This is a genomic window from Bacillus sp. Cr_A10, assembly GCF_029222665.1.
Taxonomy (GTDB): domain Bacteria; phylum Bacillota; class Bacilli; order Bacillales_A; family Planococcaceae; genus Psychrobacillus.
This window is the reverse complement of record NZ_JARHXR010000029.1, coordinates 1-19,337: the sequence shown is the minus strand read 5'-3', so window position 1 is coordinate 19,337 and position 19,337 is coordinate 1. Positions and strand designations below refer to the sequence as shown.

Sequence of the window (19,337 nt, the reverse complement as noted above, 5' to 3'; positions counted from 1 at the left end):
GTCTTCGGCTAACGCTATTCCCTCAGGAGCGTCGCCTTATTCAACGATTTTCTAAAAAATACTAATTGAAAAAATGTAAGTGATAAAAACTTGCTCTATTAAGGGCATGAGGGTTTTCTAATTTAAAAACGGATAATAGTTGATTGGAGTGGAAGGCGGCGACTCCAGCCGGAAGAGCAAATGTTTTCTGCACCGAAAGCGAAGCGTCAGGTGCATGAGCTGAAGACCCTAGACTGAGCGGAGCGAAGGAAGCGGCTGAAGCCATGCCGGCGAAAAGCGTCCGCCTGGAACAGAAATCAACGGGGCCATCTTTGTTTCTGACCGTATAAAGTTATTTCTGACCGGATAGATGAACTTTGTGTCCGGATAAATGAATTTCTGTCCGTATAAAAATTTTATTGTCCACATAAAAAGTTTTCTGACCATATAGCATTTTTTCATCATTTTATCTTCCGTACTATTGCTCCTACTAAGCTGTAAGCCTCGGTAAAACAATATATTATATCTTTTATAAAATTAAAAGACTGTAGACCACTCGTTTTTTCGAGTTTGTCTACAGTCTCTGATAGCACCCGTGTGGATGCTTTTATAGCACTATCAATTCTTTCGGGAATTTTGTAAGTACCTCAACACCATTTTCTGTAACGACCACATCATCTTCAATACGTACACCTGTTATATCCGGATGGTATATTCCTGGCTCAATAGTGAATACCATGCCAGTTTCTAGTTCCATCTCATTTACACCAGTGATAGATGGAAATTCATGTACTGAAATTCCTAGACCGTGTCCTAAACGATGCGTAAAATACTCTCCGTATCCAGCATCTGTAATTACGTCACGAGCAATTTTATCAAGCTCCATAGCAGTTACTCCAGGTTTGACTGCATTTACTGCAGCCTCTTCTGCACGGCGTACAGTCTCATAAACTTCACGTTTTTCCTCTGTTGGTTCACCAAATGATACAGTTCTAGTAATATCTGAGCAGTAGCCATTATAAACAACGCCTAAATCAAATAGGATAAAGTCACCTTTTTGTATTTTACGATCACCAGGATTACCATGTGGAGAAGCCGTTTTAGGTCCACTTAATACCATCGTATCAAAGGACATTTGATATCCGCCTTTTTCTTTTACTGCATTTTCTATAGCATTTAAAATTTCTAGCTCTGTTTTTCCTTCAGCAATTTCTTTGCAACCTACTTCAATTGCAAAATCAGCAAGCTCAGCAGCTTTTCTCATATTTACCAATTCATCTTCTGTTTTAATAACACGTAATTTATTGATCGCCTCATCGATTCTTGAAATTTGAATCGCAGGTATTCTCTCTAGTATAGCTTCTTGGCGTTCGACAGTTAAATGTGCTTTTTCAATTGCCAATGAGTTGATAACGCCAACTTTGTTTTGAATGGTTTGAACTACGATATCCCAAGCATTTTCCGTATCTTGGTGGCCAACAATATCACCAGTCCAACCAGTTGCCAAAGCATCTGGAACTTCCATTTGCGGACAAATGATAAATGGTGCAGCATCCTTAAAAATTAAAACACCAAGCAAACGTTCATGCGGATTGCTTCTAAATCCAGTAAAATAAAAAACATTATCTGGAGTCGTTATAAATGCAGCGTCAATATTATTAGACTTTAAAAAACTTTGAATTCTTTCTACTTGTTTCATCATGGCACCTCTTTTAATATTTATAAGTTAAGGATATCAGAATAAAGGATTTCTGGCATCTACGTTGAATGAAATACAGAGAGAAAATTAACCAAAAGGAGCGGATTACTTATGCAAATTAGTTATCATGGACATTCTGTAGTAAAAATTAAAACAAATACGCACACGATTTTAATCGATCCTTTTATCACCGGAAATGTTTTAACTGATTTAACGGCCTCTGAGGAAAAGCCAGATGTAATTTTATTGTCACATGGACATAATGATCATGTCGGAGACACTATTGAAATTGCAAAGCAGTCTAATGCACTTGTTGTAGCGCCTTTTGAGCTTGCTGCATATCTAAGTACAAAGGGTTTAAATACACATGAAATGGGTTTAGGTGGGGCATATGAATTTGATTTTGGACAAGTAAAGTTTACACAAGCATTCCATAGTTCTTCTTTTACTTCAAATGAAGATGGAACAATTTACACTGGTATGCCAGCTGGAATATTATTTACCACAGAAGGTAAGACCATCTACCATGCAGGTGATACAGCCCTGTTCGGAGATATGCAACTAATTGGGCAGAGAAATAATATTGACGTAGCATTTTTACCAATAGGTGATAATTTTACTATGGGTCCTAAAGACGCTGCCTATGCTACTGAACTATTAAAGCCAAAGGTAGTTGTCCCGATACATTACAATACTTTCCCACCTATAAAACAAGACCCAAATCATTTTAAGGAATTAGTGTCAACAGCAGAAGTACAAATACTTCAAGCAGGTGAAATGGTTAGACTGTAACATAGCTAGATAATATATATAATGTGGTACAATAAGCGTATAACAATCGTTTGGATGTGACTACATGACAACAAAACATGAGCAAATTTTAGCGTATATAGAAAAACTTCCTGTTGGGGATAAAATATCTGTTAGACAAATAGCGAAAGATTTAACGGTAAGTGAAGGAACAGCATACCGTGCGATAAAAGAAGCAGAAAATAGAAGGTTAGTTAGTACAATTGAACGAGTTGGAACGATTCGAATTGAACTAAAGAAAAAAGAGCATTTTGAAAGATTAACTTATGCTGAAGTAGTAAATATAGTAGATGGACAAGTATTGGGTGGGAAATCTGGTCTTTACAAAACACTAAATAAGTTTGTTATAGGGGCTATGCAATTAGAAGACATGATGCGTTATGTAGAACCGAGTAACTTGTTAATTGTGGGAAATCGTCTTCAAGTACATGAATCAGGATTGCGAGCTGGAGCAGCAGTACTTGTAACCGGTGGATTTGATGTTTCTGATAGAACAAAAAAACTAGCGGACGATTTGGAGTTGCCAGTAATATCAACAAGCTATGATACTTTTACAGTTGCTACGATGATCAATCGGGCAATTGATGATCAACTGATTAAAAAAGACGTGCTTTTAATTGAAGATATTTATGTTCCTTTAAAAGATACATCTTTTCTTCGTACAAATGATTTAATAAATCGTTACCATGAATTAAACCAATTGACGACACATGGAGGATTCCCAGTAGTTGATAAATCGAACAAGCTGGTCGGGATTGTTACGGCGAGAGATGTAATTGGTAAAGATAGTCTAGAGCTAATCGACAAAGTAATGACGAGAAATCCGATATCCATCACACTTAAAACTAGCGTCGCTTCAGCAAGTCATCGCATGATTTGGGAAGGAATAGACTTGTTACCTGTAGTAGGTGATAACAATTCCTTAAAAGGTGTCATTAGTAGACAGGATGTACTGAAAGCATTACAAGCGGCTTCACGACAGCCTCAAAACGGAGAAACAATAGACGATATTGTAAAGCAGCAAATTAAACTAATTTCTGCTGAAGAATACATTTTTGAGTTTATAGTAACTCCGCAGATGACGAACCATTATGGTGCTATGTCATATGGCGCATTCTCTATATTATTGACAGAAACAGGGGCCCAAACCTTGAAAATTCGAAAACGAGGAGAAAGCGTTGTAGAAAATATGACGATTTACTATACGAAGCCTATCCAGATAGAAAGTATTTTACGAATCCATGCTAAAGTATTAGAAATGAGCCGTAAAGTAGCAAAAATGGACATAGAAGTATTTAATGAGAAACAGTTAGTCGGAAAAGCAATGGTTACTTATCAAATGCTCGAACGATGAAAAAATGATGCAGCTTTATAGCTGCATCATTTCCAATTGAATATGTTATTTATTTAAATCTAATTCCTCTTGAACGAATTGTCCATAATGCTTGGATACTTTATAATTATGATACATAAAATATCCTCCCAGAAGGATAAAAATTGCGGAGATTACATATGTAAGAGTTGATGGGAACACGATAAGAAAATTTAAACCAAAAAAAAGTATAAATGCTCCCAAACAAATAGATGCTTTCGCGGCAAACCATTTTTTTCGAATAGGTAAAGTGGTGCGAAATTGTTTCGTTTTAAAATAAAAATACCAAACAAATGAAACAACGATGGCTAGTATAAAGATAAAATTAAGTATCATAATGGACCCCCAATAAAAGTTAAGCTTTCATTATTGTATAGGGAAATTTGTGAAAATGCGAATAGTAAATCTGATGAAGTGAGGGAACTTGAAATGAAAAGACAAATCATAGACACAATCGAACGCTATGACAAAATAATAATACATCGACATGTACGTCCCGATCCGGATGCATATGGATCTCAAATAGGATTAAAAGAACTCATTTCATTAAACTATCCAAATAAAAAAGTATTTGCTACTGGAATTCATGAAAATACTTTAGACTTTTTAGCTCGACCAGATAAAGTTTTAGATGAAGACTTTCAAGATGCTCTTATTATTGTTACAGACACGGCAAATACAGAAAGAATAGATGATGATCGTTATAAGCTAGGTAGTTATTTGATAAAAATAGATCATCACCCAAATGATGATGCTTATGGAGATTTACTCTGGGTTAACACAAGCGCGAGCTCTGTAAGTGAAATGATTTGTGAATTATTTGAAGAAGCGAAGGAATATAGAAGCTGGAAGTTGGATGCAAGTATTGCAAGATTATTATTTGCTGGAATTGTTGGTGACACAGGAAGATTTATGTTCCAAAGTACAACACTCCAAACAATGAAATATGCAGGACAATTGCTTTCTCATGGCTTTGATCGTACTGAACTGTTCAATGGTATGTATGAGGTTGAACGCAACTTACTTCATTTAAAAGGCTATGTATATGAAAACTTTAGCATGGATGAAAATGGTGTAGGTTTTGTTAAATTAACAAGAGAAATTTTACAAAAATACAATGTTGCAGAATCGGAAGCATCTCTATTGGTAAGTGCTTTAGCGGACGTAAAAGGTATGAGATGTTGGGTATTTTTTATCGAGGATGAAAAAGAAATTCGTGTTCGCCTTCGCTCAAAAGGTCCGATTATTAACGAAATAGCCAAAAAATATGGTGGTGGAGGACATCCACTAGCTTCAGGAGCTTCCGTAAAGTCGTGGGATGAAGCAGATGTTGTCATTAAGGATTTAAAAATGTTGTAAACAGAGGTGTCTTATATGGAAACAGTATATCCACAAATTGTAACATCAGCGGATATGCTGAAAAGTACAATACAACTGGACCAACTAATTCAAAAGTTGAAAAAGAATAATGCGAAGGCAGCCGCTATTACAAATAGTAAATTGTATGGCATGTTGCCTTTTTGGCATGAATTAAATAAACAACAAATTCACCCGGTGATAGGACTAACGATCAAGGTCCAATTAGAAACTCAAATATGTTCTATCATTTTATACGCAAAAAACAACAGAGGTTATGAAAATCTTTTGAAGATTACAAGTAGCCTAGAAACAAGAGAACTTTCCGAACTACCACTTAAATGGCTAATAGCTTATAAAGAAGGAATAATTGCAGTCTATTACAGTGAACAGCAATATTCGAAAGAAGTTTTAGCTGAATTAGCTAAAGTATTTCTTCCTTCTTTTCTTTTTGTAGGTATAGAGAGACCAAATGGAGTAATCAAGGAAAACGAACATGAAATAATATCGATTGCAGATGAACTTTCTATTCCTATAACTACTTATCATATGAGTCGCTATATAGAAAAAGAGGATTCTTTTGCATTCGAAGTTTTAAATGCAATGGATCAATCCCTCAAAATGTCTGACATGAATCGTTTAAAACCTTCCACTAATTCTTATCACATACTTTCAAACGAGGAGTGGCTGAATTGGTTTTCAGATGTTCCAAATTGGCTTGACAATACAAAAAAAATGCTAGAAAGCTGTCACTTATCATTCGAACAACCTACCCACCATATGCCGAAATTCCCTCTACCTCCAAACGTATTGGCAAAAGACCATTTACGACAACTTTGCGAAGAGGGTTTAACAAAACGAGTACAAAACGTAACGACCGAATATGTGGAGCGTCTACAGTATGAACTTAACGTTATAAGTCAAATGAAGTATGATGATTATTTTCTAATCGTGCAGGATTTTATGAAGTTTGCAAAACAGGCTGGAATATTAACAGGACCAGGACGAGGATCTTCTGCAAGTTCCCTTGTAGCTTATTCTCTTAGTATTACAGATGTAGATCCACTTGAATACGGTCTTTTGTTTGAACGGTTTTTAAATCCGGAACGTATTACTTTGCCAGATATTGATATTGATTTTGCCGATTCAAAAAGAATGGAAGTTATACAATACGTCGTTGAAAAGTATGGCAAACAACATGTGTCCCAAATAATCACTTTCGGTACTCTTTCAGCTAAAGCTGTGGCGCGTGAAGTGGCAAGGGTGTTTGGGTTTGAATCTTCTACATTAGAAGCTATCTCATCCTTTATTCCATCCAAGCCTGGCATTACTTTAAAAGAGGCTTATGAGCAATCACAAAAGTTAAGAGAGTTTATACAAACAGAAGAAATCCGAAAAAAATGGTTCCAAGTCGCTCTTGGATTAGAAGGATTACCGAGAAATGCTTCCACTCATGCAGCTGGTGTAGTACTTTCACCAAGTCCACTTGTAGACGTAGTACCGATCCAGAGTGGCCATGATGATATATATTTAACGCAGTGGCCTATGAAAGAAGTGGAGCAGGTAGGCTTATTGAAAATGGATTTTCTTGGGTTGAGGAACTTGACCATTATAGAGAGAATTCTATTTTTAATCAATAAAAAAACGGCAACCAAAGTCACATTAGCGGCTATTCCTTTGAATGATCAACCTACATTTCAAATGCTTCAAAATGGGGACACAACAGGTGTCTTCCAACTTGAATCTGCAGGTATGCGAAATGCCTTAAGGCAAATAAAACCCTCAAAATTTGAGGATATTGTAGCGGTTAATGCTTTATTTAGACCAGGGCCTATGGACAGTATTCCATTGTACGCAAAAAGAAAATTAGGACAGCAGGCTGTAACATATGAACATCCAGTGCTTGAACCAATTTTACGAGAAACTTATGGCATCATTGTCTATCAAGAGCAAATCATGCAAATTGCCTCACAAATGGCTGGTTTTACATTCGGAGAAGCGGATTTGTTACGACGAGCAGTTAGTAAAAAAAATCGTGAAATCTTACAAAAAGAACGAGCTCATTTCGTTCAAAAGGCTATACAACTTGGTCATACACAAGAGGCTGCCTCGACTGTATACGACTTAATCGTTCGTTTTGCAGATTATGGATTTCCAAAGAGTCATGCAGTAGCCTATAGTGTTATTTCGTACCAAATGGCTTATTTAAAAACTCATTTCCCTGTTCCATTTTACTGTGCATTATTAAGTACTGCAGTTGGAAATCAGGAAAAAATAAATCAACTTTTAATGGAAATGAAACAAAAAAATATTAGCGTGTTACCTCCTTCTATTTATAAAAGCCAACTATCCTTTTCTGTTGAAAGTGGTGGTGTTCGTTTTGGCTTAAATGCTATTAAAGGGGTGTCTCATGCATTTATAAAGAAATTAAAACAGCAAAGAGTGAACAGAACTTCTAACTGGGATGATATTTTCGATTTTGCCGCCGATCTTACTGCTGTCCATTTTACTAGAAAAAATGTGGAGCCACTTATTAAGGCTGGTGCTTTAGATGAATTTGATGAAGAACGGTCCACGTTGCTCGCCACGTTAGATGCTGCTGTAAAATATGCGGAGCTTGTAAGCCCTACGGAAGAGAGTGATTTGTTTAACGGAGATGCTTCTCATTTTGGAAAATCTAAATATATACAAACGGAACCATTACCCTTAATGATGAAGCTTCAATTTGAGAAAGATGTGTTAGGTCAATATTTTTCTGAGCATCCTACAGTTTCCATTAAAAGAAATCATCCTGATCAAATAGCTAGTATATGGAACGTTCAACAAGCACAAAAAGAATGGAAAGTAAAAATAATTGGTCTCATCGAAGAAATAAAAAGGATAAGAACAAAAAAGGGTGAATCAATGGCATTTGTTACATTACAAGATGATACTGGAAGTATTTCGGTAACTCTTTTTCCTGAAGAATATGCGAAATATAATGCTTTATTGAAAGAAATGTCAATTATTGTCGTTGAAGGAAAATCAGAACGTAGAAATGGGAATACACAAATAATAGGAAAATCACTTTGGAATTAGAACTGTACAATTTTGTACAGTTTTTTCTTTACGTTTTATTAATAATTTTGTATGCTATTAGTTATGAGTGGTCAGACCACTTTGAAATTAATGGAAGTGTGAGGATGTATGATTCCAAAAAATAATTCCAGCAAAATGTTTTTAGAGATAGTAAAACAATTAAGAGATCTTATTAACGAGGAGAATGTAGCAGTTGGCGGAAAATTGCCATCCGAGAGAGAATTGGCGGAACGATTGCAAGTAGGCAGGTCAACTGTAAGGGAAGCACTTAGAAGTTTAGAATTACTTGGGTTAATTGAAACAAGAAGAGGAGAAGGAACTTTTCTTTCTGATTTTCGTAAACATCAATTAGTAGAACTACTGTCTACATTTATTTTACAAGAATCTAAATCTAAAGAAGACGTACACAAGACAAGAGAAACTTTAGAAAAAGAAGCAGTTCGTACAATATGTGTTTCAGATAGCTTGTCTAAACATTCTATATGGGACTCATTCCTAATTAGATTAAATAATGAAGAGGTTTTACGTGAGGATATCATTCGAGAAATAATTATTATTTCCGATAATCGGCTTACTTTAAAAATATGGTTTTTATTAAAACAATTTGCTGGAGAGCCTTATAAGAATCAGATGTCTTTAAAGGAAAAAGACATTTGGATCCAGCTGTTAAATAGCTTAAAAAATGGCGATGAAGTTAGTACTATAAATTTATACATCCAATGGCTAGCTATCATCCCAACCGATCAAATTAGTTTATAGTCATCGATACCTTGAGCTTTTCTTAGGAATAGGGGAGAGAATAAATGATACGAGATATTTTTAGAAAAAATCATAAAAAGAAATATGCAACAATACCTGATCAAGCTAATAAAGAAGTTCCGGAAGGGATTATGATGAAATGTCCTGAGTGTAGAAAGAATGTTTTTACAAAGGACTTAATGAAAAACTTAAAAGTTTGCCCTTCTTGTGATCACCATATGAAAATGACAGCTTTTGAACGAGTTGAAATTTTTTTAGATGATAATTCATTTGAAAGTTTAGATGATCATTTGCAAACGGATAATCCGCTTAACTTTCCAGGCTATACCGAAAAAATTAAATCTGACGCTAAAAAAACAGGCATAAATGAAGCTGTGTTAACAGGCGTTGGAGAAATTGAAGGACAAAAAGTAGTCGTAGCTATCATGGATTCACACTTTAGAATGGGTTCTATGGGTTCAGTTGTTGGAGAAAAAATAACGAGAGCAATAGAAAAAGCTACAATGCTAAAAGTACCTTTTATTATTTTCACAGCTAGCGGTGGAGCTAGAATGCAAGAAGGTGTTTTATCCTTAATGCAAATGGCGAAAACATCCGTTGCTCTTAGAAGACATAGCGATCATGGACTTTTATATATTTCGATATTGACTCATCCAACAACAGGTGGAGTTTCAGCTAGTTTCGCTTCTGTTGGTGATATTAACCTAGCAGAACCAAAAGCATTAATTGGATTTGCGGGTCGTCGGGTAATTGAACAAACAGTACGTGAAAAATTACCTGAGAATTTTCAGACAGCTGAATTTTTATTGGATCATGGCCAACTAGATGCAGTAATTCACAGAAAAGATATGCGTTCAACTGTAGCTTCGCTTGTGAAAATGCATGTACAAAAGGAGGTTATATCATGGTAAAAGCATTACCATTTGAAGAGCCTATTGTTCAACTAAAATTAAAAATTGATGAACTAAAAGAGTATACCCTGAACACAGAAATAGATATGACAGAAGAAATAGAGAAATTAGAAGAGAGATTAGAAAAACTAGAACATGATATTTATGAAAATATGCAGCCTTGGGACCGTGTTCAAGTTGCTCGACATCCTAATCGCCCTACGACAAAAGATTATATTAAACTAATATTTTCTGATTTTATAGAGCTTCATGGGGATCGTTTATTTGGTGATGATGCTGCAATCATCGCTGGTATTTGCCAACTAGATGGTAAACCTTTAACAATTATTGGTCATCAAAGAGGACTTGATACAAAAGAAAATATTAAACGGAATTTTGGTATGCCACATCCAGAAGGCTATCGGAAAGCACTTCGTTTAATGAAGCAAGCAGAAAAATTCAACCGTCCGATTATTTGTTTTATAGATACTAAAGGGGCTTACCCTGGTAAAGCTGCAGAAGAGAGAGGACAAAGTGAAGCTATTGCTAGAAATTTAGTAGAAATGGCTGGACTTAAAGTGCCTGTTATCAGTGTAGTAATTGGAGAAGGTGGAAGTGGTGGTGCACTAGCACTAGGGGTTGCAAATCATATCCATATGCTGGAGAACTCTACTTATTCTGTTATCTCACCGGAAGGAGCAGCATCTATTCTTTGGAAAGACGCAGCTCTAGCTCAACAAGCAGCTGAAGCAATGAAAATCACAGCACCCGATTTAAAGGAAATGAAGATTATAGATCAAGTTATTAAAGAGGTGCATGGCGGTGCTCATCGAGATCCAGAAAAACAGGCTACTTTTTTGAAGGAAGCTCTGATTACATCCCTACAACAATTAACTAAATTATCCTCTGAAGAGCTAATTGAGGATAGATATAATAAATTTAAAAATATCGGAGTTTTTAGTGAGTGAAATGCGTCTTTTCAGACGCATTTTTTATGTTAAGCTTAGAGTAGTAAATACCTAGTGGAGGGATCATTGTGAAGCGTATCGGTGTATTGACAAGTGGGGGAGATGCTCCAGGCATGAATGCAGCAATTCGTGCAGTAGTAAGAAAAGCAATATATGAAGGTTTAGAAGTAGTAGGTATTTTTCATGGTTATCAGGGATTAATCGATGGAAATATGGAACTTTTAGATTTAGGTTCGGTTGGAGATATTATTCAAAGAGGTGGAACCAAACTTTATTCTGCGCGTTGCCCTGAATTTAGAACAGAAGAGGGACAACAAAAAGCTATGGAGCAATTAAAAGCAAATGGAATTGAGGGGTTAGTCGTTATTGGGGGAGATGGTTCTTATAGAGGTTCCATGACTCTAACGAAAAATGGCTTTCCTTGTGTAGGAATTCCGGGGACCATTGATAATGATATTCCAGGGACGGATTATACACTTGGTTTTGATACAGCTTTAAATACAGTTATCGAATGTATTGATAAAATAAGGGATACAGCAACTTCACATGATCGAACATTCATCGTCGAGGTAATGGGTAGAGATGCAGGAGATTTAGCTTTATGGGCAGGTCTTGCTGGCGGAGCTGAAACAATTATAATTCCAGAGGTAGACTATAATATAGATGAAGTTGTAGAAAGATTAAAAAGTGGATCTGCTCGTGGTAAAAAGCACAGTATTATTATAGTTGCTGAAGGTGTAATGAGTGGATCTGAATTTGCAGCTAAATTGATGGAAAAAGCAAATATAGAAACACGTGTCTCCGTTTTAGGCCATATTCAACGTGGTGGTTCTCCAACTGGTCGTGACCGTGTATTGGCAAGTATGTTTGGAGCTAAAGCGGTTGAAGTATTACTAGCTGGCCATGGAGGTCGTGCAGTTGGCATACAGAATCATCAAGTGGTAGACTATGATATGAATGAAGCTTTTGAAAAGAGTGAAGTTTTTGATTCAGTAATGTATCAATTATCGAAGGAATTATCCATCTAATTATTATCTTCTTGAAAGAAAGGACTTGTATATGAGAAAAACTAAAATAGTATGTACGATTGGACCGGCTAGTGAATCAGAAGAAATGTTAAAACAATTAATTGGAGCAGGCATGAATGTCGCTCGATTAAATTTTTCACATGGCAGTCATGAAGAGCACGCCGCTAGAATCCAAAAGATAAGAGAAGTATCAAACAAAGCAGGTAAAATTGTAGGGATCTTACTTGATACAAAAGGACCTGAAATTCGAACACATAAAATGGAAAATGATGCTATTGAGTTAGTATCTGGTCAAACAATTGAAATATCGATGAACGAAGTATTAGGTAGTAAAGAACGTTTTTCGATTACATATGAAAAATTGATCGAGGATGTTCAAGTGGGCTCGATTATTTTACTTGATGATGGATTGATTGAATTAGTAGTTACTAAAATAGATGTGAATGAAGGTATTATCACTACATTTGTACAAAATGCTGGAACACTAAAAAATAACAAAGGCGTTAATGTTCCTGGAGTATCAGTGCAATTACCTGGAATTACAGAAAAAGATGCAAAAGACATTTTATTTGGAATTGAACAAGGTGTCGATTTTATCGCAGCATCATTTGTTCGTCGAGCAAAAGATGTACTAGAAATTAGAGAGCTACTGGAAAATAATAATGGTTCACATATTCAAATTATCCCTAAGATTGAAAATCAAGAAGGGGTAGACAATATAGATGAAATTATTCAAGTTTCAGATGGCTTAATGGTAGCTAGGGGCGATCTTGGTGTAGAAATTCCTGCCGAAGAGGTTCCTTTAGTTCAAAAGAGTCTTATTCAAAAATGTAATAATGCTGGAAAGCCAGTCATTACTGCTACCCAAATGTTAGACTCTATGCAACGTAATCCAAGACCTACTAGAGCAGAAGCAAGTGATGTTGCAAACGCTATATTAGACGGCACAGATGCGATTATGCTTTCTGGTGAAACCGCAGCTGGTCTATACCCGGTAGAATCAGTTCAAACAATGGATAAAATAGCTAAAAGAACTGAAAATGCAATTGACTATCGTTCGATTGTTACTAAACTAAGTAAAGGACGAGAAGTAAACTTAACGGATGCAATTGGTCAAGCAGTGGCACATACTGCTATTAACTTAAAAGTAAAAGCGGTAATTGCACCGACTGAGAGTGGACACACAGCTAAAATGATTTCAAAATTTAGACCAGGTGTGCCTATTATTGCAGTAACATCGTCTACCCAGCCTTCTAGAAAGTTAACACTCGTTTGGGGTGTTTATCCGATAGTTGGTAAGAAGGCATATTCAACTGATGAGGTTTTAGAGGTGGCAGTGGAAGAAAGTATTCTTCATCATTATGTAACGCATGGTGATTTAGTAGTAATTACTGCTGGTGTACCGGTTGGAGAAGCAGGAACAACTAACTTGATGAAAGTTCATGTTATTGGAGATATGGTTGCTAAAGGACAAGGGATTGGCAAACTAACTGCTTATGGAAAAGCGGTTGTCGTGAACAATTCAAGAGAGTTATTAGGTCAAGATACATCTAATAGCATTATTGTAACAATTGGATCTGATCGTGAAATGATTCCTGCGATCGAGAACTGTAAGGGACTTATTACAGAAGAAGGTGGCTTAACAAGCCATGCTGCTGTAGTTGGGTTAAGTCTAGGAATTCCTGTTATTGTTGGAGTTAATAATGCAACAAAATTAATCAAAAATGGACAAGAGCTTACGATAGACGCAGAAAGTGGAGTTATTTATCACGGAAAAGCAAGTATCATTTAAATTGTCTACAGATAATATTAAAAATTGCCTCACCATAATTGGTGGGGCAATCATTCTATATAGAAGGTGAATATATGAAATGGATCATTGGATTGCTTATCATCATTCCAGCAATAGAATTATATATATTACTTTTGTCTGGTAAATCAATTGGTGTAGGTTTTACAATTCTGCTTATACTAGCAACAGGAATTGCTGGTGCTTTTTTAGCAAAAAAACAAGGGATGAAAGCTTACCGTGAAGTTTCCGATAGCATTAAAAACCGTCAAGCACCGGGAGATGCGGCTATAAATGGCCTGTGTGTATTTGTTGGTTCAATTTTAGTTATCCTACCAGGTTTTATTTCTGACGTTCTTGGATTTTTACTTTTGATTGGTCCAACAAGAAAGTTATTCAAACCAATAATTTATAAGTGGATTCGGAAAAAAATGAAAAACGGTCAAGTAATTGTTATGAAGTCCTCGTGAGACCGCTCCATCTGGTTGCAAGCAAATATATAAAAGGACTAAATAAAATTCCGATAAACCCAAATATTAAAATGGCTGCCGCGCTAAGAAAGAATACGTGGACAGCCTTTATTTGCATAGAGGAAGACCATAACATAGACTCTACGATATGCCGTGTTAACTGGACAAATAAATATAAAAGCAAAATAATGAGCCCAAACGTATGTTGTTCCAATAAGAAAAAGTAAATACTAAGAGGAATTAAAATTATGCCAATGCCTAAAAAAGGAAGACTATCAACCAGGGAAATAAGAAATGCATATTTAAATGGTTGTTGAAAGCCTAATACAACAAATCCAATTGATAAAAGGAAGAAAGTTAAAATATATAGCTTTAAACCTACAGAAATAAAATTATTCATCACAACTGAAACCTTCACTAATACCCTTTCACAAAGTCCTCTAGCCTTTTTTGGAAAATAAACTAGAAACCAATGACGGTCTTTCCCAGATTCATATAATGAAAAAAAGAGTGCAATGATAAAGAGAAACAACTCAAAAAAATAAGAAGGCAAGTGAGTGAGGTAGATTAAAAGCTCATTCATAAATTTATTTAATAATGTTTGAAATTTTCCTTCAAACATTAAAAAGATAGGATGTTTTTGAATTTCTACTACTGGTAACTTCACAATATAATCGTGAATTAGCGGAATAAGATCAATGAGTGTTTGTACCAAATATAAAATTAACAATATACAGCCAGATAAAATAAATACTTCTGTTAAAAATACACTAAAGATAATTGGAAGTTTAAACTTCTTATAAAAGAGATTAGTTATTGGAAATAAAAAATATCCTAATATAATTGCTAGAGTTAAAGGATAAGCGATAATTGAAATAAGTATAATTATTCCAATCGGCATCCATTTCCCAAAAAAATCTTCCTTATTTATTTGAAAACCAATCATTTTCATCCAATCTTTTCAAATATTTAGTAGATTAGTAATTATTTTTTTTGATAAATTTAAGCGTTTTCATTCACAAATTAGCCAAACTTGATTATAATGAATTAGTAAGCATTGATAAGATACATATTATATTCAGATAAATTCTTATCATCTTTTTTAGGTGATTAATAATTTAATCTGAAAAAGAGGGAGAGATTAAAATGACAACAACTCGTGGATTAGAAGGGGTTGTAGCTACGCAGTCTGCTATCAGTTCAATTATTGATGACACACTAACTTACGTAGGCTATGATATTGATGATTTAGCTGTAAATGCGAGCTTTGAAGAGGTAGTATTCTTACTTTGGAATAAACGTCTACCTAAAGCAAATGAATTGGAAGAATTAAAACAACTACTTGCTAATAACATGGCAGTTCCTCAAGAAGTACTTAACCATTTCAAATCTTATCCAATATCAAAAGTTCACCCAATGTCGGCTCTAAGAACTGCTGTATCTATGTTAGCATTATATGATGATGCTGCTGAGGATATGTCCGAAGAGGCGAACTACTTAAAAGCTATCCAACTTCAAGCTAAACTTCCAACATTAGTTACAGCATTCTCTCGAGTACGTAAAGGACTAGAACCAGTTGCTCCAAAAACAGACTTAGGTTATGCTGCAAACTTCTTGTACATGCTTAATGGCGAACTTCCAGAAGAAATTGAAGTGGAAGCATTCAATAAAGCATTAGTACTTCATGCAGATCATGAACTAAATGCTTCTACCTTTACAGCACGTGTATGTGTTGCGACACTTTCAGATATATATTCAGGTGTAGTAGCAGCAATCGGAGCTCTTAAAGGACCACTACATGGTGGAGCAAACGAACAAGTAATGAAAATGTTAACAGAAATCGGTTCTGTTGATAATGTAGAAAAAGTTATTAATACAAAACTAGAAAACAAAGAAAAAATCATGGGCTTTGGTCACCGAGTTTATAGAAAAGGTGATCCACGTGCGAAACATTTACGTGAAATGTCTCAAAAATTAACTGCTCTTCGTGGTGAGTCAAAATGGTACGACATGTCTGTAAAAATCGAGGAAATCGTTACTGGTCAAAAGAATTTACCACCTAACGTAGATTTCTATTCAGCATCCGTATATCATTCTCTTAATATCGATCACGATTTATTTACTCCAATTTTTGCTGTTTCTCGTGTTTCTGGGTGGACTGCTCATATTTTAGAGCAATATTCAGATAACCGTCTAATTCGCCCACGTGCTGAATATGTAGGACCTGGAATGCAAAAATATGTACCAATCGATGAAAGATAATGAAAAATAATAGCGTTTCATGATAAAATTAGGGCTGAACACATTTGTGTTTATAGCCCTATGATTATGATAGTAGGAGGAAATATAAAATGACAACTGGCAAAATCACAGTAGAAAACGGTGTACTTAACGTACCAAACACAGCAATAATCCCTTTTATTGAAGGTGATGGAACAGGTCCAGATATTTGGGCTGCAGCATCAAGAGTTTTAGAAGCATCTGTAGAAAAAGCATACAATGGCGAGAAAAAAATTGAGTGGAAAGAGGTTCTTGCTGGTCAAAAAGCATTCGATCAAACGGGTGAATGGTTACCTCAAGAAACTTTAGATGTTATCAATGAATATTTAATTGCAATCAAAGGACCACTTACTACACCAATCGGTGGTGGTATTCGTTCTTTAAACGTTGCACTACGTCAAGAACTTGATCTATATACTTGTCTTCGTCCTGTTCGTTATTTCACTGGAGTACCTTCACCAGTTAAACGTCCAGAAGATACAGATATGGTAATCTTCCGTGAAAACACAGAAGATATCTATGCTGGTATCGAGTATGCAAAAGGAACTGATAACGCAAAAAAACTAATTGAATTCTTGCAAACAGAATTTGGTGTTAAAAATATTCGTTTCCCTGAGACTTCTGGTATCGGCATCAAACCTATTTCAGAAGAAGGAACTAAACGTTTAGTTCGCGCTGCTTTAAACTATATTATTAAAGAAGGTCGTACTTCTTTAACACTTGTGCACAAAGGGAACATTATGAAGTTCACAGAAGGCGCATTTAAAAACTGGGGTTATGAAGTTGCTGAACAAGAATTTGGCGATAAAGTATTTACTTGGAATCAATATGACAAAATTAAAGAAGAGCAAGGAACAGAAGCTGCTGATAAAGCACAATCTGATGCACTTGCATCTGGTAAAATCTTAGTGAAGGATTCAATTGCTGATATCTTCTTACAACAGATTTTAACTCGTCCAAAAGAGTTCGATGTAGTTGCTACAATGAATTTAAATGGAGATTATATTTCTGATGCACTTGCTGCTCAGGTTGGTGGTATTGGTATTGCTCCTGGTGCTAATATTAACTATGTGTCTGGACATGCTATTTTCGAAGCAACTCACGGAACTGCTCCTAAATATGCTGGTTTAGATAAAGTTAACCCATCATCGGTTATCCTTTCTGGTGTGTTAATGCTTGAACATTTAGGTTGGAATGAAGCTGCTAAACTAATCATGGATTCAATGGAAAAAACTATTGCTTCTAAAGTAGTTACTTATGACTTTGCTCGTCTTATGGATGGGGCAACAGAAGTAAAATGTTCTGAATTCGCGGATGAACTAATTAAAAATATGTAAAATTTTACGAAATTGGGTTTACCGGGGGAGGATTTTCCTTCCCTTTACATATGATTAAAAGGAGAGTTTTCAATGACATTAAAACGTAATAAGATCTCAGTTATTGGTGGCGGCTTTACAGGTGCTACAACTGCATTCTTGCTTGCACAGAAAGAACTTGGAGATATTGTTTTAGTTGACATTCCTCAAGCTGAAAATCCAACAAAAGGGAAAGCTTTAGACATGGCTGAAGCTGCTCCTGTTCAAGGTTTTGATGCTAAAATTGTTGGTACTTCAAACTATGAGGATACAAAAGACTCTGACTTAGTAATTATCACAGCTGGTATTGCACGTAAACCCGGTATGAGCCGTGATGATTTAGTTCAAACAAACCAAAAAGTAATGAAAGCAGTAACAGGTGAGATTGTTAAATATTCACCTAATACAACGATCATTGTATTAACAAACCCAGTAGATGCTATGACATATACTGTATATAAAGAATCAGGTCTTCCAAAAGAACGTGTAATCGGGCAATCTGGCGTGCTGGATACGGCTCGTTTCCGTACATTTGTAGCAGAAGAATTAAATCTTTCTGTTAAAGATGTAACTGGTTTCGTACTAGGTGGACATGGCGATGATATGGTTCCTTTAGTTAGATATTCTTATGCAGGTGGTATTCCATTAGAAACACTAATCGATGCTGCTCGTTTAGAAGAAATCGTGGATCGTACTCGTAAAGGAGGGGCTGAAATCGTTAACCTTCTTGGTAATGGTTCTGCTTACTATGCCCCAGCTGCATCATTAGTCGAAATGGCCGAAGCGATTCTGAAAGATCAAAAACGTGTTTTACCATCTATCGCGTATTTAGAAGGCGAGTATGGTATGGACGGAATTTATCTTGGAGTTCCAACGGTATTAGGTGCTAGTGGTATTGAAAAAATTATTGAACTTGAATTAACTGAAGATGAGAAAGCTTTATTAAACAAATCAGCTGAATCAGTTAAAGCAGTTATGAAAGTTTTAGCTTAATTTAGTTACTAAAAAATCGAGTGGGGAAACCTACTCGATTTTTTTTATATGATAAAAAAGTACATACATGTACATTTTTTTCTCGCCGTTTTCGGATTTTCTGGTACATGACTTGAGAATCCCTATTTTAATGGATAATTATATGTATATCAACTTCCGTTCCAGGCGGACGTGTTCCGCCGGCATGGCTTCAGCCGCTTCCCTTGCTCCTGCGCAAAGCTCGTCGCAAAAAACAATGCTCCTGCGCAAAGCTCGTCGCAAAAATTAATTTCGCTACGCTCAGTCCAGGGTCTTTTCGCTCATGCACCTGACGCTTCGCTTTCGGTGCAGAAAACATTTGCTATTCCGGCTGGAGTCGCCGCCTTCCACTCCAATCAACTATTATCCGCTTTTCAATTAGAAAACCATCATGCCATTAATAGAGCAGATTTTATCACATAAATTTTTTCAATTAGTATTTATAGAAAATCCTTGAAAAAGGCGATACCCTGCGGGAATAGCGTTAGCCGAA

Annotated in this window: 16 protein-coding genes; 13 read left to right on the top strand and 3 right to left on the bottom strand. The window is 35.8% G+C overall.

All coding sequences use genetic code 11. From position 1 onward, the window contains the following. Positions 1-586: 586 nt before the first annotated feature. The gene (locus P2Q73_RS20080) at positions 587-1,678 is read right to left on the bottom strand and encodes a M24 family metallopeptidase (RefSeq protein ID WP_056833004.1); all 1,092 of its coding nucleotides are present in this window, start codon (positions 1,676-1,678) and stop codon (positions 587-589) included. 111 nt (positions 1,679-1,789) lie between these two features. Here P2Q73_RS20080 and P2Q73_RS20075 point away from each other — a divergent pair, with 111 nt between their 5' ends. Both P2Q73_RS20075 and P2Q73_RS20070 read left to right on the top strand, forming a co-directional pair. Next, positions 1,790-2,470, top strand: coding sequence for a metal-dependent hydrolase (locus P2Q73_RS20075; RefSeq protein ID WP_275790456.1), 681 nt, complete (start codon positions 1,790-1,792; stop codon positions 2,468-2,470). 64 nt (positions 2,471-2,534) lie between these two features. Next, the gene (locus P2Q73_RS20070; protein WP_056833007.1) at positions 2,535-3,842 is read left to right on the top strand and encodes a DRTGG domain-containing protein; all 1,308 of its coding nucleotides are present in this window, start codon (positions 2,535-2,537) and stop codon (positions 3,840-3,842) included. A gap of 45 nt (positions 3,843-3,887) precedes the next feature. Here P2Q73_RS20070 and P2Q73_RS20065 read toward each other — a convergent pair whose 3' ends face one another. Beyond that, positions 3,888-4,196 carry a YtpI family protein gene (locus P2Q73_RS20065; protein ID WP_053588632.1) on the bottom strand — a complete coding sequence of 103 codons (309 nt, stop codon included), beginning with the start codon at positions 4,194-4,196 and terminating at the stop codon, positions 3,888-3,890. A gap of 93 nt (positions 4,197-4,289) precedes the next feature. On the opposite strand from P2Q73_RS20065, the gene P2Q73_RS20060 reads away from it, so the two are divergent. From P2Q73_RS20060 to P2Q73_RS20025, 8 genes are all read left to right on the top strand, one after another. Further along, positions 4,290-5,219 carry a DHH family phosphoesterase gene (locus tag P2Q73_RS20060; RefSeq protein ID WP_053588633.1) on the top strand — a complete coding sequence of 310 codons (930 nt, stop codon included), beginning with the start codon at positions 4,290-4,292 and terminating at the stop codon, positions 5,217-5,219. 15 nt (positions 5,220-5,234) lie between these two features. Continuing rightward, positions 5,235-8,294, top strand: coding sequence for a DNA polymerase III subunit alpha (gene dnaE, locus P2Q73_RS20055; RefSeq protein WP_275790451.1), 3,060 nt, complete (start codon positions 5,235-5,237; stop codon positions 8,292-8,294). Between the two features lie 108 nt (positions 8,295-8,402). Beyond that, positions 8,403-9,053 carry a FadR/GntR family transcriptional regulator gene (locus P2Q73_RS20050; RefSeq protein WP_056833014.1) on the top strand — a complete coding sequence of 217 codons (651 nt, stop codon included), beginning with the start codon at positions 8,403-8,405 and terminating at the stop codon, positions 9,051-9,053. A gap of 44 nt (positions 9,054-9,097) precedes the next feature. Beyond that, complete coding sequence (accD, locus tag P2Q73_RS20045; RefSeq protein ID WP_275790447.1) at positions 9,098-9,964, top strand: acetyl-CoA carboxylase, carboxyltransferase subunit beta; 867 nt, start codon at positions 9,098-9,100, stop codon at positions 9,962-9,964. Continuing rightward, positions 9,958-10,911, top strand: a complete 954-nt coding sequence (accA, locus tag P2Q73_RS20040; protein ID WP_056833016.1) for an acetyl-CoA carboxylase carboxyl transferase subunit alpha — start codon at positions 9,958-9,960, stop codon at positions 10,909-10,911. The genes accD and accA overlap by 7 nt, the downstream gene beginning before the upstream one ends. A 68-nt stretch (positions 10,912-10,979) precedes the next feature. Next, the gene (gene pfkA / locus P2Q73_RS20035) at positions 10,980-11,939 is read left to right on the top strand and encodes a 6-phosphofructokinase (protein WP_053588638.1); all 960 of its coding nucleotides are present in this window, start codon (positions 10,980-10,982) and stop codon (positions 11,937-11,939) included. 31 nt (positions 11,940-11,970) lie between these two features. After that, complete coding sequence (gene pyk, locus P2Q73_RS20030) at positions 11,971-13,731, top strand: pyruvate kinase (RefSeq protein WP_056833018.1); 1,761 nt, start codon at positions 11,971-11,973, stop codon at positions 13,729-13,731. A 74-nt stretch (positions 13,732-13,805) separates the two neighbouring features. Beyond that, positions 13,806-14,198, top strand: coding sequence for an FxsA family protein (locus P2Q73_RS20025; RefSeq protein WP_056833020.1), 393 nt, complete (start codon positions 13,806-13,808; stop codon positions 14,196-14,198). Here the strand turns inward: P2Q73_RS20025 and P2Q73_RS20020 are convergent. Continuing rightward, the gene (locus P2Q73_RS20020; protein ID WP_053588641.1) at positions 14,182-15,144 is read right to left on the bottom strand and encodes an AI-2E family transporter; all 963 of its coding nucleotides are present in this window, start codon (positions 15,142-15,144) and stop codon (positions 14,182-14,184) included. The genes P2Q73_RS20025 and P2Q73_RS20020 overlap by 17 nt on opposite strands. 200 nt (positions 15,145-15,344) lie before the next feature. On the opposite strand from P2Q73_RS20020, the gene citZ reads away from it, so the two are divergent. The 3 genes from citZ (at position 15,345) to mdh (ending at position 18,826) form a co-directional block, all read left to right on the top strand. Next, the gene (gene citZ, locus P2Q73_RS20015; RefSeq protein WP_053588642.1) at positions 15,345-16,460 is read left to right on the top strand and encodes a citrate synthase; all 1,116 of its coding nucleotides are present in this window, start codon (positions 15,345-15,347) and stop codon (positions 16,458-16,460) included. Positions 16,461-16,549: 89 nt separating this feature from the next. Then, entirely contained in the window at positions 16,550-17,815 is a 1,266-nt protein-coding gene (gene icd / locus P2Q73_RS20010; RefSeq protein ID WP_053588643.1) for an NADP-dependent isocitrate dehydrogenase, read from the top strand. 72 nt (positions 17,816-17,887) lie between these two features. Beyond that, positions 17,888-18,826 (top strand): malate dehydrogenase, encoded by a 939-nt coding sequence (mdh, locus tag P2Q73_RS20005; RefSeq protein ID WP_275790439.1) that lies wholly within the window; start codon positions 17,888-17,890, stop codon positions 18,824-18,826. Positions 18,827-19,337: the final 511 nt, after the last annotated feature.